A 14,777-nucleotide genomic window follows, 5' to 3' on the forward strand; every position below is an offset into this window, starting at 1 on the left:
CACCTGGCGCCCCTACAAACAAGCCCCCTGTATGTTTTTTGCTCACTTTTGCTTGTCATTTCCTCGCTTTCAGTACTATTATGTGGAGATAGGGAGTAGAAAAATATGAACATATTAGGGTTGTTCGGTAACAAGTCTTCTCGCTCGAAAAGAGAAGAAAATCAAAAGCCTACCTCGAAAAAAAATAAGGTTGTTACTGAAAAAGTCATTGAAAAACGCAAGATTCCTGCTTCTCGTCTTAGAGTGGGCATGACAGTTATTGAGCTTGATCGCCCCTGGACAGATGTTCCAGTCATGTTTCAGGAGCTCAAGATTTCATCTCAGAACGAAATCAATCTACTGCAAAAGTACTGCCAACATGTCTACATTGATGCCGAATCCTACCGCACTTATTACAAATCTATTATAGATTTTGATAATCGAAAGGTTCTCTATCCCAAGCTTGATTTACGCCCCAATGAAGCCAGTCAGACTCTTCGTCAGGAACTCAAAAAAGTTAAATCAACCTTTGATCGCTCCTATACCCATATCAATCAATTAATGCGTGATGTTCAACGTGACAGTCAGATCGATATTGAAGGCTCTAAAGAGCTCGTATCACAAACCGTCGATAGTATTCTCCGCAATGAAACGGCGATGTTCTGGCTATCAAAAATCAAGCATCAGGACGAATATACCTCGGAACACTGCGTCCGGGTCGGCATACTGGCCATTGCTTTTGGAAAATATCTGCAGCTGCCTCGAGAGAGTCTAGAGGTCCTTGGTATGTGCGGTATGTTGCACGACGTAGGCAAGATGAAAGTACCGCAAGAAATTCTAAACAAGCCTGCTTCATTAAGCCCTGAGGAATTTGATGAAGTTAAAAAGCATACTATCCTTGGCTATGACTTTCTTAAAAAGCACGGCGGAATTGATGAGCAAATCTGCGCAGTTGCCATGAATCATCACGAGCGCATGAATGGCGAAGGCTATCCTCACCATGCAGAATCGCAGCGACTATCGCTTTATGACCGTATTATCGCCATTGTCGATAGCTATGATGCCATGACCAGTGATCGTTGCTATCACAAAGGCATTCCAGCCAGTCAGGCGCTGTCTGTTTTATACAAAGAGCAAACTAACCACTATGATGCTGAACTGGTACAACAATTCATCCAAATGGTCGGTATTTACCCAGTTGGCAGTTTAGTTCAAATGAATAATGGTCAACTTGGAATTATTCTTTCAATTAATGAAGATCATAAACTCGAACCAGTTGTAGAGTTGCTTACTGATACACAGGGCAACCGCATCCAGCCAGTGGCTACTGATTTATCGCGTCACCCAGCTGACTCTGATGGGAACATTCTACGTATTCAACGTTCATTATCTGACTCAGAGGTCGATTTCAGTTACGAGTCATATTTAAAAGCCATTTAATAGTTTATCCCTATGGATGTCTTCATGACTTTTGTTCTTTTTTTTCATATCCTAGCCGCTGTCCTAACAACAACACACTGTCATGCAAGCTGAAGAATCGCACAATAAGATTAACCCAAAAGACGTTGACTATACCGCCCCTAATTGGGCTCGCAACCAGCACATCCAATCACTTCTTGCTACTGTTAAACTTCGACGTGGCTTCGTACAAAAGCGCGCGCAAGCGATGATAGAAGCCTCCAGGGAAGTCATCATAGAATGCGATGATGGCATTAAATTACAAAGTTTTTACGCCGAAGCGGCTCAAGATGCACCATTAGTTGTTTTGATTCATGGCTGGGAAGGTAGCCATCAGTCGCTATATCTTCTGTCCTGCGCCAGTACTTTGTTTGAAAATGGTTATAACGTAATTCGTCTTAATTTACGCGACCACGGTGATAGCCATCACCTCAACCAGGAACTCTTCCATTCCAACCGCCTTGATGAAGTAATCGGTGCTGTCAAAAAAATTCAGGATAAATTCCAGCCATCCAAGTTGTTTCTTGCTGGCTTTTCACTGGGTGGCAATTTCGCCTTGCGCGTTGCCAATAAATCGAAAGAACATGGCATACGCCTTGCTAAAACCGTTGCTGTATGTCCGGCGCTTGATCCGAAAGACATTCTTGAAAAACTTGAGAATGGACTTTCTGTCTATATCAAATATTTTATGTACAAATGGAAACGCTCCTTACGCAAGAAGCAGGAATTATTCCCTCATTTGTATGATATTGAAGAGTCTTTACAGACGGACTCCATGCGTAGGCTCACTGAAGAGCTGGTTAATTATTATGGTGACTACGAGAGTATCAATGCCTATTTTGATGGTTACGACATTACTGGGGATTATCTGAAAGATCTTGAAGTAGAGACAACCATACTGTTAGCTAAAGACGATCCTATAATAGATTATCGTGCTATTTATCAGTTACCTGATAAAAGTAATATCGCATATTTTCTTTCTGATCATGGTGGTCATTGCGGCTTTATCAAAAATTATAAGCTCCATAGTTGGTTAGATGAATTTCTTCTTGAGCAACTATCGGACTCCTAAATAAAGGTTCAGGCCTAATAGCAAAAGCCGCTGTATTAGCGGCTTTTTCTTACGTATTTTTTAGTTATTCATGGCAGCTAACTCTATCCTGGCCGCTGCACCATATAAGTGACTGGCGTCTCCTTCAAGTTTTCCTTGCGGGTTAACTGTTGGCCACAAGTCTCTTAGTTCTAACAACCATTGTCTGGTGTTCTCAATGTCTTTTGCGGCTAGCTGCTGCTGTTCACCATTAATTGAGTCTAATCGCTCAATGGCAATTTCAGTGAAACCATAAGCATCCTGATACTCATGCACATTAACAACATCGCCGTTTTTTACCCCTATCGCATACTCGTCTGCGGCTGTTCTTATCATCAAACTGATACTGATTAAAACATCACGCGCTGACTTATCTTCAATGCGTTCGCTTTTTGCGATCTGGTTTTGTAAAGCCTGATAGGCTTTGTTGACAGCGGCATCGCCTTTCTCATCATTTACCGCATCAGCAAGCATCTGTAATTCTTGGGCAAAGCCGTCTACTTGTCGAGCTTTAAACACCGGCTCCATGCCAGCATACAATTCATCTTCTGGATGCTTCATATGAGTCTTGGCCATATCAATATGCCCTTCCTGATATAACTTATAACCAACCCATAAATGGCCTCTTATTAAGCCAAGCTGTGCAAGATAGGCAGCATTATCTTTTGCTAAATCAATATTCGTACCACCTTCGCCGCCTTCTCCCTCTCCGCCTTCACCTTCACCGCCCTCGCCAGCACTTAGCAAGGCAACACTGCTGATTCCTGCGTTAAGTTGAGTATGAGCAGAAACATCACTATTCGCTTCAAGGTCTGTTGAGGCAACAGTCGTTGCCAACAAGGCTGAGCTAACACCTAGCCAGATTTTACGTTTCTCGTACATGGAATTACCTTTGGAGTATCTTTTCTATCAAACTTTGCTTTATACTGGCTATCATTCCATAGATGCAATTGATTCTCAATAACATATTTATGATACTTCAACTTTCTCATTTTATTGAGCCAGCTACCCTTGATGTGCTTTGTGAAGATATCTCAAAACTGGATTTTAATTCAGGTCAGCAAACAGCTGGACACTCTGTCCGTTCACTCAAAAATAATGAGCAGATTATATTAGACAATGATAAGCCTGCTGCTTTAGCGATGTTACTCAAACAGCTTCAAAACAATTCTTTGTTTCAAGCTGCCTGTTTACCTCGCCAGTTTGCCCGCGTTATGCTGAATCGTTATCAGCAAGGAATGCAATATGGTAACCATGTTGATGATGCCTTTATTGCAGGTGTCCGAACTGATGTTTCCTTTACCTTATGTCTTACACCCCAGAATGACTATGAAGGCGGTGAACTGGTTTTATGTGATTCAAGCGGTGAGCGCTCATGGAAGCTCGATAAAGGTGAAGCTTTAGTTTACCCATCAACCTATCTGCATCGTGTCAATCCGGTAACCGGCGGCACTAGAACCGCCATGGTCGGCTGGTTACAAAGCAAAGTCCGTTTTCCACATCAGCGTGAAATATTGTTTGATCTTAAACAATCCTCGACTCATGAATTTAATACTCAGGGTAAGAGCGAGCAATATGACCGTCTCAGTAAGTCATACAGCAACTTGCTTCGCCAATGGGCAGATTAAATCATAAGCCAGTTCCTTCGAGCATAAAAAAACCGCCAACAAGGGCGGTTTTTTTAGGTCTGCTTATTGCTTACAGGATGTAAACAAAGATAAACAGGAATACCCAGACCACGTCAACAAAGTGCCAGTACCAGGCACCTGCTTCATAAGCAAAGTGATCTTGTGGGGTAAAGTGGCCTTTCGCACAACGAATGGTCAGGATAATCAAGAAGATTGTACCCACCGTTACGTGCAAGCCGTGGAAGCCGGTCAACATGAAGAAGGTAGAACCATAAATACCACTACCTAAGGTCAAGCCCATTTCGGTGTAAGCATGGATGTACTCCCAAATTTGAAGACCCATGAAGATAACACCTAACGCCGCAGTAATAGCAGTGAACTGGATTAAGGTTGCACGATTCTTTTCGATTAAGGCGTGGTGAGCAATGGTCAATGTAAATGACGAGAATAATAGAATCGCCGTATTGATTGCTGGTAAGCCCCAAGCACCCATTCCAGTAGTGGTTTCGCCACCAGGAGTTTTTTCCATTGGCCAGTTCGGAATAAACTCAGGCCACAGGAATTCGTGGGTTGCAGCATTGTTGCTTGAACCGCCTAACCACTCCATAACCAGGATACGCACATAGAATAATGCGCCGAAGAAGGCAGCAAAGAACATGACTTCTGAAGTAATGAACCACATCATGCCCTGACGGAATGAACGGCTCATTTGCGCGCTGTATAAACCACTCATGGATTCGCGGATTGTTGCAGCCCACCAGGTTGATAGCATGTAAACCAATACTGCTAAACCAATCCATAATACCCAAGAAAGAGAGCCACCTTGAACCATGTGGCCTGCACCAAAAGCAGTCAGAAACAAGCCAACAGAACCGATAAACGGCAGCTTGCTCTGCTCTGGTACATAATACTTTTCGTATTCTGTATTTGTTTGTTCACTCATCGTATGTCTCCGTTAAAGACCGTAGCGCTGACGTCTTAGTCAGCAGCCTGTGTTTGTTGTTCGGCAGGTGTCACATTATGCAATGTGTAAGCCAAAGTAATGGTGTCATATTTTTCCGGTAAGTCTTTATCCACGAAGAAACGCATCGGCATTTCTTCGGTTGCTCCGGCGGCCAGTGTTTGCTGATTAAAACAGAAGCACTCTGTTTTATTAAAATACTGGCTGACCAGATTAGGCGAAAAACTCGGAATTGCCTGACCGACAATGGCTTTACCCGCTCGATTTTTAACTCTGAAAGCAACCTCATATTCCTTGCCAGGATAGACCTTAATCTGTGTTTCCACCGGTTCAAAATCCCAAGGCATGTCGTTCTTGGTAATGGTCATGAACTGGACTGTGATTTCACGGCTGGTATCCGGCTCTTGCTGTTCGTAAACAGCAAGACCGTTCGATTTACCATTTAAACCAGTGATCTCGCAGAACACATCGTATAAAGGAATCATGGCAAAACCAAAAGCCAACATAATCAAGGTAACCATGACCAGCTTTCTGGTCATGACCTTGTTTTTATCTTGTTGCTCTGACTGTTGGTTACTATTACTCATAATCAGTTACTTTATCAGTTGATTTGATTAGTCCACTTTAGGTGGTGTATCAAAAGAGTGATACGGCGCTGGTGAAGGCAAGTGAGTAAACTCAAGACCTTCTGCACCTTCCCAAACCTGATCAGTGGCTTTTTCACCTTTCTTCAACCAGCAAGTTTTAATCAGGATCCACAAGAATAGGAACTGAGTCAAACCAAGGCCGAATGCACCAATACTTGACCACATATTGAAGTCAGAGAACATGATGTTGTAGTCAGGAACACGACGTTGCATACCCGCCAGACCTGAGAAGTGCATTGGGAAGAAGGTTAAGTTAACAAACACGATTGATAACCAGAAGTGAACTTTCGCCAACTTCTCGTCATACATACGGCCTGTCCATTTAGGCATCCAGTAATAAACTGCAGCCATGGTACCGAAAATCGCACCAGGGAATAGTACATAGTGGAAGTGCGCTACCACGAAGTAAGTATCATGATACTGCCAATCAACAGGAGTAAGCGCTAGCATCACACCAGAGAAACCACCGATAGTGAACAGGATTACGAAAGCAATCGCGTACAACATTGGAGTTTCATAGGTGATAGAACCTTGCCACATAGTAGCGATCCAGTTAAATACCTTCACACCTGTTGGAACCGCAATCAGCATGGTTGCAACCATGAAGAACAATTCACCTTTAACTGGCATACCTACGGTAAACATGTGGTGCGCCCATACGATGAATGACAGGAATGCGATCGATGCGGTTGCATAAACCATTGAAGAATAACCGAACAACTTCTTGCGTGAGAATGTCGGGATGATCGCAGAAGCGATACCAAACGCAGGAAGAATCATGATGTAAACTTCAGGGTGACCGAAGAACCAGAAAATGTGCTGGAACATCACTGGGTCACCACCACCGGCTGCATCAAAGAATGAAGTACCGAAGTGACGGTCAGTCAGCATCATAGTTACCGCACCTGCAAGTACTGGCATTACCATCACTAGCAAGAATGCTGTAATCAACCATGTCCATACGAACAATGGCATTTTCATCAACGTCATGCCAGGAGCACGCATGTTGAATACAGTTACGATAACGTTGATCGCACCCATGATGGACGAAATACCCATCAAGTGAACACCAAAGATAAAGAAGTCAGTCGATGGAGGACCATAGGTGGTCGACAATGGTGCATAGAAAGTCCAACCGAAGTTAGGCGCACCACCTTCCATGAACAATGATGATAACAACAGAATGAAAGCTGCAGGAAGAATCCAGAAGCTCCAGTTGTTCATACGTGGTAGAGCCATATCAGGCGCACCAATCATCATAGGAATCAACCAGTTAGCAAGACCTACTGTTGCTGGCATCACGGCACCGAATACCATGATTAAGCCGTGCAGGGTTGTCATCTGATTGAAGAAGTTAGGTTCAACAAACTGTAGACCTGGTTGGAAAAGCTCGGCACGGATAACCATAGCCATAGCACCACCAATCAGGAACATGATGAACGAGAACACCAGGTACATAGTACCGATGTCTTTGTGGTTGGTCGTAAACAACCAGCGAGAAATACCTTTTGGTTTATGGTCAGCCATGATTACTCCCCTCCACCATTTTTCATATCGTAAATGTCTTGAGGCTGAACTTTATCGCCAGTGTCATTACCCCAAGCATTACGCTCATAAGTAATAATCGCTGCAATTTCAGCTTCCGTTAACTGAGCACCAAACGCCTGCATCGCAGTACCTGGTACACCGTTCAATACGATATCAATGTGTTTACCAACGCTGCCTTCGCCAGTCACGACTTCCGTTCCAATCAATGATGGGAATGGGCCGTTACCCTGACCATTTGGCATGTGACACGCTGCGCAATACTTGTTATAAGCTGCTTCACCTTCAGTCATTAACTGAGCCATTGTACGCTCATTCAAGTCAGGACCAGATTTAGCGGCTTCAACCTGCTCTGCCAACCAGGCATCATATTCTGCCTGCTCAAGCACTTTAACCACGATTGGCATAAAGCCGTGATCTTTACCACACAGCTCAGCACATACACCACGGTAAATGCCTGGCTCATCAACTTTGGTCCAAACTTCATTAATGAAGCCAGGAATAGCATCTTTCTTCACAGAGAAATCAGGTACCCAGAAAGAGTGGATAACGTCTTCAGCTGTAACCAGGAAACGAACTTTCTGGCCGGCTGGAATGACTAGAGGGTTATCAACTTCAAGAAGGTAGTTTTCGTCTTCGATCTTAGTGCCAGAGAAATATTTACCGGCATTTAGAGCCTGCTGACGCGAAGCATCATCAAGGTTTGAGAAGAAGCTTACATCGTTGCTAGGGTCGTTATCGCCATCGATGTATTTATATTCCCATTTCCACTGCCAGCCTTTAACCATAACGGTCATGTCTGGGTTGCTGGAATCTTCCATTTTAATCAACAACTTAACAGCTGGAACTGCTAGTGCGATTAGAATGATGAAAGGAATGACGGTCCAAATGATCTCAACGGTGGTGCTGTGAGAAAACTTGGCTGGATTTGGGTTTTTGCTCTTACGATGCGCAAACATCGAGTAAAACATTGCGCCAAAGGTTAGGACTCCGATCACTACACAGACCCAGATTACGATCATGTGCAGGCTGTAAACTTCTTTACTGATCTCAGTCACACCTTCACGCATGTTATACGCTTGATCACTACAACCGGTTAGCACTAAAACAGCTAGCGCGGCTACAGCGAGAGCGACTTTGCGGAACAATGACATGCTCTTCTCTCCACTAACGTTAACCCGCAATATGCGGAAATTGTTTTTACTTTGATTAATTCAAAACCAAGAATTCCTGTCTGCCCTAGCAGGAATTTGACCAATCAACCTTGATCCGAATCAAGATTTAAGGGCGGCCATTTTATCTGAGAAGATAGGGAAAAACTAGACAGATCTGTAATAAAACCCAACAGATCTATGGGTTTTCTTGAAGTTTTTGTAGGGTTTTTATGCGGTTAAGCAGCTTTTCATCGACTTCAAAGTCAGGATAGGTGCGTTTAAACTGGCTCCATTGGTCCAGGGCGGTTATCTCGTCACCTTCATCCAAAGCCAGCTCAATTTCTTCAATCCAGACTTCTGGAAGCGGGTAACCAAGAACTGCTTCATCCAGCACTCCGTGCTCCTCAAAACCAGAAGTTTGTTGCTCTGGCTCTGGACTTTCCGCTGCTACAGGCTCCGCAGATTCCAGGTCTACTGCACGAATTCTAGAGCCCGTAACTACGATAGTATCTTGCTCATCGTTACTGGAGACAGATAGCTTAGGTTCCTGAGGCGCGGCTGGAGGTGCCATCATTTTCTGTTCGGACAGTCTGGCCCGGGCTGCCATTTCTTTTTTCTCAGCCAGTTCCTGCCTTGCTGAATCCGCTGCCATTTCTATCGCATAGCGTTCTTCCATCTGCTCTGAATTGGCAATCTGAGCCATGCTGTTCATATTTTCACCGGTCAGATTAACCATCAGACGGGCAATACCTAGAGTGACAACCAGACCAGCGGCAACCGAAACAGGTACTCGAAGGCGATGCCACCAGCTTCCACCGGCTGCTTTTCGTTCTTTCTGTTTGACGTGCTGCTCAGCCATAGCAAGGATATTCTGGTCCAGTTCAGGACCCGTTTCTTCCTCACTCTGCCATTGTTTTAACTGTTCTAACTCTTTGTCTTTACTCATAATTCCACCTCAAGCCTTGCTTCACTGATCAATTGCTTGAGTTTCTGTACCGCATAACGCAGGCGGCTTTTCACTGCCTCAGCATTATCCTGTATGGTTTCTGCGATTTCCTGCACCGTCATGGCGCTTTCAATTTTCAATACCAGCACTTCGCGTTGTGCTGGCGGTAATTGGGCTAATGCCCATAAATACTGCTGTTTTGATTGAGCATCATTTAGCTGTTGCTCCGGCTCATCTACTGAATGGGCCGCTGGCTGCAACTCAACTTGATCATCCAGCGACAATTCTTCGCCTCTGCCCTGCTTGCGATAATGGTCAATAAGCTTGTTGCGGGCCATGTGATACAACCAGGTAGTAAACTTGGCGCTGGCCTGATACCTATCGCTGGCCTTGATGACACTCTGCCAGGTTTCCTGAAACAGCTCTTCGGCCGTGGCGCGACTATCAACCTGGCGCAAAAAATAACGTAGCAATGGATTCTTATGCCGTTGATAAAGCTGTTCAAAAGCACGCATATTACCTTTGGCATAACCAAGCATTAAAGCCTCATCACTCAGCTGATCTGAGTGAGAGGCCTGGCGCTGTTGGTTACTATCTAAGGTTTCGTTACTTCTGGACACACCCAATCTCTTTTGAAACACATCCCCAGCGCCATAATGGCTTGTTAGCTTCAGGCTTTCAAGCATATTGTTATCTCATCAGGCGGTACCGATTATTCGGTACCCACCTGAGCTTGCGAGCCTGTGTTCTGTTCATCCAATAGCTTGGCCATCTTCATCAATTGGATCATCTCACCTCGATAACCATCCTTGTCCGCTCCTTTACTGTTCTGCGCCAACTCAATGGCCTGTTGCCAGTCCCAGCCGTTGAGGTAACGGCCGCCCCGTAGCAACTGAGCAAACCCTGCAACACTGGCTGCGAACTGGCTATCGTCTGCAACGTTTTTTTCTGCATCGAACTGCTGACGCTCAATAATGTGACTGATCAGTTGACTCTTATCTTCATCCGGCATCTTGTATCGCAATTTGACCAATGCAGCCTCATCAGCCAGCTTTTGCTTATCAGCTTGCTGTTCAGCGTATCGAAGTTCATCGACACGACGACCTTCTGATCCCACTAATACAACTTCATACAGCGCGGTCACGGTATGTCCGGCACCAATTTCACCGGCATCTACCTTGTCATTGTTAAAGTCTTCACGGTTCAATGCGCGGTTTTCATAACCCAGTAATCGATACTCAGCGACTACCTGCGGATTAAACTCCACCTGAATTTTGACGTCCTTGGCAATGGTCATCAGGGTTCCCGCACGTTGCTCGACCAGCAATTTGCGAGCCTCCTGTAATGTATCGATATAACCGTAGTTACCGTTGCCTTTGTCTGCCAGCTGCTCCATCAGGTGTTCATTGTAGTTACCGCTACCAAAGCCCAGCGTGGTAAATGAGATGCCGCTTTCGCGTTTCCGCTCAACCAAATCAATCAGCTGTTCGCGGTTTACAGTACCAACATTAAAGTCACCATCGGTTGCCAGAATTACTCGATTGATACCATCCTTGATGTACGCCTGCTCAGCCAGTTTGTAAGCCAGTTCGATGCCCGCTCCACCATTAGTAGAGCCACCAGCGCTTAAGCGCTCCAAGGCCTGTTCAATGGCCATTCGATCATTACCTCTAGTTGGCTCCAACACCACGCCACTGGCACCGGCATAAACGACGATTGATATTCTGTCCTGCTCGCTACTTTCCTGCGCCAACAGTTTCAACGATTTCTTGACCAGACCAAGCTTATCTTCGCTATTCATAGAGCCCGATACATCGATTAGATAGACCAAGTTTGAAGGTGGCAACTCTTCCTGCTCTGGCTCAAAACCTTTGATGCCGATCTGCATAAGATAGGCATTTGAATTCCAGGGTGCAGAAAAGACCTCAGTATTGACCGCAAATGGCTGATTAGTCGATTCAGGTCCTTGATAGTCGTAATTAAAGTAGTTCACAAACTCTTCCAGACGCACAGCATCGTGTGGCGGCAAGTAGCCGTCATTCAGCATACGACGTACATTGGAGTAGGAACCGGTATCCACATCAATACTGAAGGTTGAAACCGGCTGTTCTTTGGCCAGAAAAATACCTGACTCATCAAAGTGCTGGTACTGTTCGCGATTCACTTCCGGTTGTTGCCACATCGCAGGAGACTGCGGCGCTGGCATGGCTGCGTCATGCAGTGCTACCCTTTCCTTGGCTTGAGCATTAATCCGAGACCCAGTCACCACGATCATTTCCTGTTCCTGCCTGGCTCGCTTTAGCTCTTCAGCTTTCGCCGCTGCAACCTGCTTATCGCGTTCAGCCTGCAGTTTAGCTGTGTCAGTGTTCTGGCAACCAGCTATCGCCATAGCAACCATGGTAGCCAGCGCGCTGATTTTTAATGACTTTGATACAGTTTTTGCTTTATTGGTATTCATTTTCGTACTCCACATATTCTGTCTATTAGTAGTAACAACACTGCTATAAACGCTGACCAGTTGGAAAAGGGTTAACTTTTGACAAAATATTGTTAGAGTAACCTTTTATTGCTCGTAAACTTCGATTCACGCATGAACACCACCGAACTCCAGCAGCTACTGTATAAAGAAATTCCAATCACCAAGGCCCTGCAGGTTCAGGTCGATAACCTGACCAGCAACAGTATTCAGCTGTCCGCCCCTTTTGAGGCCAACAAGAACATTCACAACACAGCGTTTGCCGGAAGTATTTATACCACCGCCACTCTGGCAGGCTGGTCGCTGGTCACACACCTGGTGCAACAGCACCAACGCCAGGGTTCGGTTGTTCTGGCCAGTGCAACTATTCGTTATAGCAAGCCGATTGAGGGCGATATTGTGGCCAGTTGTCAGGTTTCAGATCCGGATGTTATCGAGCACTTTCTTAAACGATTTGATTCACGAGGTCGTGGCAGGCTGTCGCTGGAAATTGATGTGATTGAGGCAGGCGAAAGCAAAGCCACCATGCAGGCTGATTTTGCTGTCATCAAAAAAGTTTCGTAATTTTTGTCATAAAGGCTTCTCTTGTCATATTGCGATGTCATAAAACTGTCATTTTGGACTCCCTGTAAGATCTTATAATCCTGCGAACTTGTTTCTAACGCATGATTAATACGACCAGGAGTGATCATGACATCACTTGCGCGACATTTTATTTCCTCCCTACTGCTTGGCAGCCTATTTTTGCAATCAGTTTCAGCTATGGCTGAAGATAGCAGCACTAAGACTTTTTCGGCTGATGATATCAATAAAGCTACGATCCTGTTCGAAATGAAAGGCTCTAACACTATTGGTGAATCATTAGCCCCGGGACTGGCTGAAGAATTTTTAAAAGCTGAAGGCGCCATCCGTACTGGTGTTGTGGAAACTCATGCCGTTGAGAAAACCGTACTTGGCCTATTTCCTGATGGAACTTTAAAGGCCGTAGACATAAAAGCTCACGGTTCCTCTACTGGCTTTAAGGCACTTGCAGCTGAAGACACCGATATCGCCATGTCATCGCGTCGTATCAAGGAAAAAGAGCGTGAACAGATGCGCAAGCTATATGGCGACTTGAAATCGGTAGAGAGTGAGTTGACCATTGCTGTTGATGGTCTTGCAGTCATTGTCCATCCGCAGCTTGCCATCAATACCTTGGACACGGAAACACTGGCCCGTATTTTTGCTGGAGATATTCGCAACTGGCAGGAAATTGGTGGACCGGATCAGAAAATCAGTCTGTTTGCCCGAGATGATAACTCGGGGACTTTTGATACCTTCAAATCATTGGTGCTATCACGTCACAACGTAAAATTATCTGAGTACGCCAAGCGCTATGAGTCATCTGGGGAATTGTCTAATATGGTGTTCAATACACCAGGTGCCATCGGTTTTATTGGCCTTTCCTATGTCAATCAAACCAAGCCATTAGCCTTGTCAGAATCAGGTGTCGCATTATCGTTTAAGCCAAATTTATTTACCGTCAGTACTGAGGATTATGTGCTCAGTCGTCGTCTCTATATGTATTATCCAGCGAATAATGAGAATCCTCATGCGCGTCGTTTTATGCAGTTTGTACAACAGGATCAGGCGCAAACCGTGGTTGAAGAAACAGGATTGATATCATTGAAAGTTAATGACGCGACTATTCGTTTCAATCGCAATTATCCACCGCGTTATCTCAACATGATCACCGACTCAAAGCGCTTATCAATCACTTTCCATTTTGATGAAGGAACTGACCAGCTTGATAACAAGGCCAAACTGGATATCCAGCGCCTTGTGAACTATGTCAATGAGCACCAGCTCGAAGATTTGTTTCTGTTTGGCTTTAGTTACGAATCCGGCAATGAAGAAAATGACAAGGATGACTCAAAACGATTAGCAAGAATCATTGCCAATGAGTTGGAGATAGCAGGCGTTAAGCCATTCTATGTTCAGGGCTATGGAAGTAAGGGGGCCATTGCTTCTAACAGCACAGAAAATGGCCGTAATAAAAATCGTCGTGTAGAAGTCTGGGTGGGTCGCTAATTAACCGGCAGATTTGAGTAAATGCCTGGTTAATACATGGCACAAAGCATCGAAAGCCTTGTGATAATCCAGTGGTGTCATTGACTCTGCTAGCTGGTACTTGGCAATTAAAGCATCGCTTTTATTATCACCCAGCTGCGCGAGCAGAGTCTGCAGTCTGGAGCTGTCAATTTTCGTACTGCCCATAAAGTCTTCGAGCAGTATCAAGGCATCTAGCAAAAAAAGAATAGCCTGTTGGCTAAATTGAAAATGGCAGCTGTTCTGATTGCTCATCAGCATGCTTTTACATAAAAGATTGAAGCGGCCATCCTTCTTCTGATACAGAATATCGGACAGAAGATTAAATTGATGCGTATCAATTAGCCCCTCGAAGGTACTGTAAAGAGTACCTCCCAGTATGATGGGTAATGAAGCGCCCTTGGCATTCTGATAAAGATCAAACTCAGGAATGGTTTCGCCACTTTGCCGGTACTGGTCTGACAGTTTTTGCTTGATATCCTGGTGCAGCTTCTGTGAAGAAATCTGGTAACTGGCGGAATCGTAGAAGTGTTTATAGGGGAAAGGATACAGCTTGAGAAAGCCCTTATCGTCATTAACTGACAATAGCATCGCCAGCATGAATTTGAGATCATACGCCTGCCGGTTATCCTTAAAAGCCAGTGCAATAAAATCTTTCTCGACCATGAGCTGGCCTAGTGGAGAACTTAAGCTTTGAGCGGGATATGCTCCCAAGGGTGAAAATATTCGATAGGTATAATGTTGCACATTAGATTGCGAAATTTCGGCAACCTTTTGATCCTCATCACTGCGCATCTCCCCTCCT

14 protein-coding genes are annotated in these 14,777 nt (G+C 44.8%); 5 read left to right on the plus strand and 9 right to left on the minus strand.

Annotated features, from left to right (window positions below; translation table 11 throughout):
- Positions 1 to 105 precede the first annotated feature (105 nt).
- Both B158_RS0100655 and B158_RS0100660 read left to right on the plus strand, forming a co-directional pair.
- Complete coding sequence (locus B158_RS0100655) at positions 106 to 1,419, plus strand: HD-GYP domain-containing protein (protein ID WP_018623389.1); 1,314 nt, start codon at positions 106 to 108, stop codon at positions 1,417 to 1,419.
- Between the two features lie 82 nt (positions 1,420 to 1,501).
- On the plus strand, positions 1,502 to 2,509 hold the full coding sequence (locus B158_RS0100660; protein WP_018623390.1) for a YheT family hydrolase: 1,008 nt from the start codon (positions 1,502 to 1,504) through the stop codon (positions 2,507 to 2,509).
- 60 nt (positions 2,510 to 2,569) lie between these two features.
- Here B158_RS0100660 and B158_RS0100665 read toward each other — a convergent pair whose 3' ends face one another.
- Positions 2,570 to 3,409: a hypothetical protein gene (locus B158_RS0100665; protein ID WP_018623391.1), complete on the minus strand. Its 840-nt coding sequence runs from the start codon at positions 3,407 to 3,409 to the stop codon at positions 2,570 to 2,572.
- A gap of 89 nt (positions 3,410 to 3,498) precedes the next feature.
- On the opposite strand from B158_RS0100665, the gene B158_RS0100670 reads away from it, so the two are divergent.
- On the plus strand, positions 3,499 to 4,155 hold the full coding sequence (locus tag B158_RS0100670; RefSeq protein WP_026309163.1) for a Fe2+-dependent dioxygenase: 657 nt from the start codon (positions 3,499 to 3,501) through the stop codon (positions 4,153 to 4,155).
- A 70-nt stretch (positions 4,156 to 4,225) separates the two neighbouring features.
- On the opposite strand, the gene B158_RS0100675 is transcribed toward B158_RS0100670, so the two are convergent.
- The 7 genes from B158_RS0100675 to B158_RS0100705 all read right to left on the minus strand — a co-directional run bounded on the left by B158_RS0100675 (position 4,226) and on the right by B158_RS0100705 (position 11,866).
- Positions 4,226 to 5,098 carry a cytochrome c oxidase subunit 3 gene (locus tag B158_RS0100675; RefSeq protein WP_018623393.1) on the minus strand — a complete coding sequence of 291 codons (873 nt, stop codon included), beginning with the start codon at positions 5,096 to 5,098 and terminating at the stop codon, positions 4,226 to 4,228.
- A 35-nt stretch (positions 5,099 to 5,133) separates the two neighbouring features.
- Complete coding sequence (locus B158_RS0100680; RefSeq protein ID WP_018623394.1) at positions 5,134 to 5,703, minus strand: cytochrome c oxidase assembly protein; 570 nt, start codon at positions 5,701 to 5,703, stop codon at positions 5,134 to 5,136.
- A gap of 27 nt (positions 5,704 to 5,730) precedes the next feature.
- Entirely contained in the window at positions 5,731 to 7,290 is a 1,560-nt protein-coding gene (ctaD, locus tag B158_RS0100685; protein WP_018623395.1) for a cytochrome c oxidase subunit I, read from the minus strand.
- A gap of 2 nt (positions 7,291 to 7,292) precedes the next feature.
- Positions 7,293 to 8,462, minus strand: a complete 1,170-nt coding sequence (gene coxB / locus B158_RS0100690) for a cytochrome c oxidase subunit II (protein ID WP_018623396.1) — start codon at positions 8,460 to 8,462, stop codon at positions 7,293 to 7,295.
- A 196-nt stretch (positions 8,463 to 8,658) separates the two neighbouring features.
- Positions 8,659 to 9,408: a hypothetical protein gene (locus tag B158_RS0100695; RefSeq protein WP_018623397.1), complete on the minus strand. Its 750-nt coding sequence runs from the start codon at positions 9,406 to 9,408 to the stop codon at positions 8,659 to 8,661.
- Complete coding sequence (locus tag B158_RS0100700) at positions 9,405 to 10,028, minus strand: RNA polymerase sigma factor (RefSeq protein ID WP_228127048.1); 624 nt, start codon at positions 10,026 to 10,028, stop codon at positions 9,405 to 9,407. The genes B158_RS0100695 and B158_RS0100700 overlap by 4 nt, the downstream gene beginning before the upstream one ends.
- A gap of 92 nt (positions 10,029 to 10,120) precedes the next feature.
- A complete protein-coding gene (locus tag B158_RS0100705) occupies positions 10,121 to 11,866 on the minus strand; it encodes a vWA domain-containing protein (protein ID WP_018623399.1) in 1,746 nt (581 codons plus the stop codon).
- 132 nt (positions 11,867 to 11,998) lie between these two features.
- Between B158_RS0100705 and B158_RS0100710 the strand changes: the two genes are divergently transcribed.
- Both B158_RS0100710 and B158_RS0100715 read left to right on the plus strand, forming a co-directional pair.
- Complete coding sequence (locus B158_RS0100710) at positions 11,999 to 12,448, plus strand: YiiD C-terminal domain-containing protein (RefSeq protein WP_018623400.1); 450 nt, start codon at positions 11,999 to 12,001, stop codon at positions 12,446 to 12,448.
- A gap of 126 nt (positions 12,449 to 12,574) precedes the next feature.
- Positions 12,575 to 13,954, plus strand: a complete 1,380-nt coding sequence (locus B158_RS0100715) for a phosphate ABC transporter substrate-binding/OmpA family protein (protein WP_018623401.1) — start codon at positions 12,575 to 12,577, stop codon at positions 13,952 to 13,954.
- Here the strand turns inward: B158_RS0100715 and B158_RS0100720 are convergent, their stop codons facing one another.
- On the minus strand, positions 13,955 to 14,767 hold the full coding sequence (locus B158_RS0100720; protein ID WP_018623402.1) for a hypothetical protein: 813 nt from the start codon (positions 14,765 to 14,767) through the stop codon (positions 13,955 to 13,957).
- Positions 14,768 to 14,777: the final 10 nt, after the last annotated feature.

It is taken from the genome of Kangiella aquimarina DSM 16071 (assembly GCF_000374105.1).
Lineage (GTDB): Bacteria > Pseudomonadota > Gammaproteobacteria > Enterobacterales > Kangiellaceae > Kangiella > Kangiella aquimarina.

What these genes read in the sequence shown, in the direction of transcription:
- B158_RS0100655 (WP_018623389.1), top strand. Translation starts at nt 106, where the DNA reads ATGAACATATTAGGGTTGTTCGGTAACAAGTCTTCTCGCTCGAAAAGA.
- B158_RS0100660 (WP_018623390.1), top strand. Translation starts at nt 1,502, where the DNA reads ATGCAAGCTGAAGAATCGCACAATAAGATTAACCCAAAAGACGTTGAC.
- B158_RS0100665 (WP_018623391.1), bottom strand. Translation starts at nt 3,409, where the DNA reads ATGTACGAGAAACGTAAAATCTGGCTAGGTGTTAGCTCAGCCTTGTTG.
- B158_RS0100670 (WP_026309163.1), top strand. Translation starts at nt 3,499, where the DNA reads ATGATACTTCAACTTTCTCATTTTATTGAGCCAGCTACCCTTGATGTG.
- B158_RS0100675 (WP_018623393.1), bottom strand. Translation starts at nt 5,098, where the DNA reads ATGAGTGAACAAACAAATACAGAATACGAAAAGTATTATGTACCAGAG.
- B158_RS0100680 (WP_018623394.1), bottom strand. Translation starts at nt 5,703, where the DNA reads ATGAGTAATAGTAACCAACAGTCAGAGCAACAAGATAAAAACAAGGTC.
- ctaD (WP_018623395.1), bottom strand. Translation starts at nt 7,290, where the DNA reads ATGGCTGACCATAAACCAAAAGGTATTTCTCGCTGGTTGTTTACGACC.
- coxB (WP_018623396.1), bottom strand. Translation starts at nt 8,462, where the DNA reads ATGTCATTGTTCCGCAAAGTCGCTCTCGCTGTAGCCGCGCTAGCTGTT.
- B158_RS0100695 (WP_018623397.1), bottom strand. Translation starts at nt 9,408, where the DNA reads ATGAGTAAAGACAAAGAGTTAGAACAGTTAAAACAATGGCAGAGTGAG.
- B158_RS0100705 (WP_018623399.1), bottom strand. Translation starts at nt 11,866, where the DNA reads ATGAATACCAATAAAGCAAAAACTGTATCAAAGTCATTAAAAATCAGC.
- B158_RS0100710 (WP_018623400.1), top strand. Translation starts at nt 11,999, where the DNA reads ATGAACACCACCGAACTCCAGCAGCTACTGTATAAAGAAATTCCAATC.
- B158_RS0100715 (WP_018623401.1), top strand. Translation starts at nt 12,575, where the DNA reads ATGACATCACTTGCGCGACATTTTATTTCCTCCCTACTGCTTGGCAGC.
- B158_RS0100720 (WP_018623402.1), bottom strand. Translation starts at nt 14,767, where the DNA reads ATGCGCAGTGATGAGGATCAAAAGGTTGCCGAAATTTCGCAATCTAAT.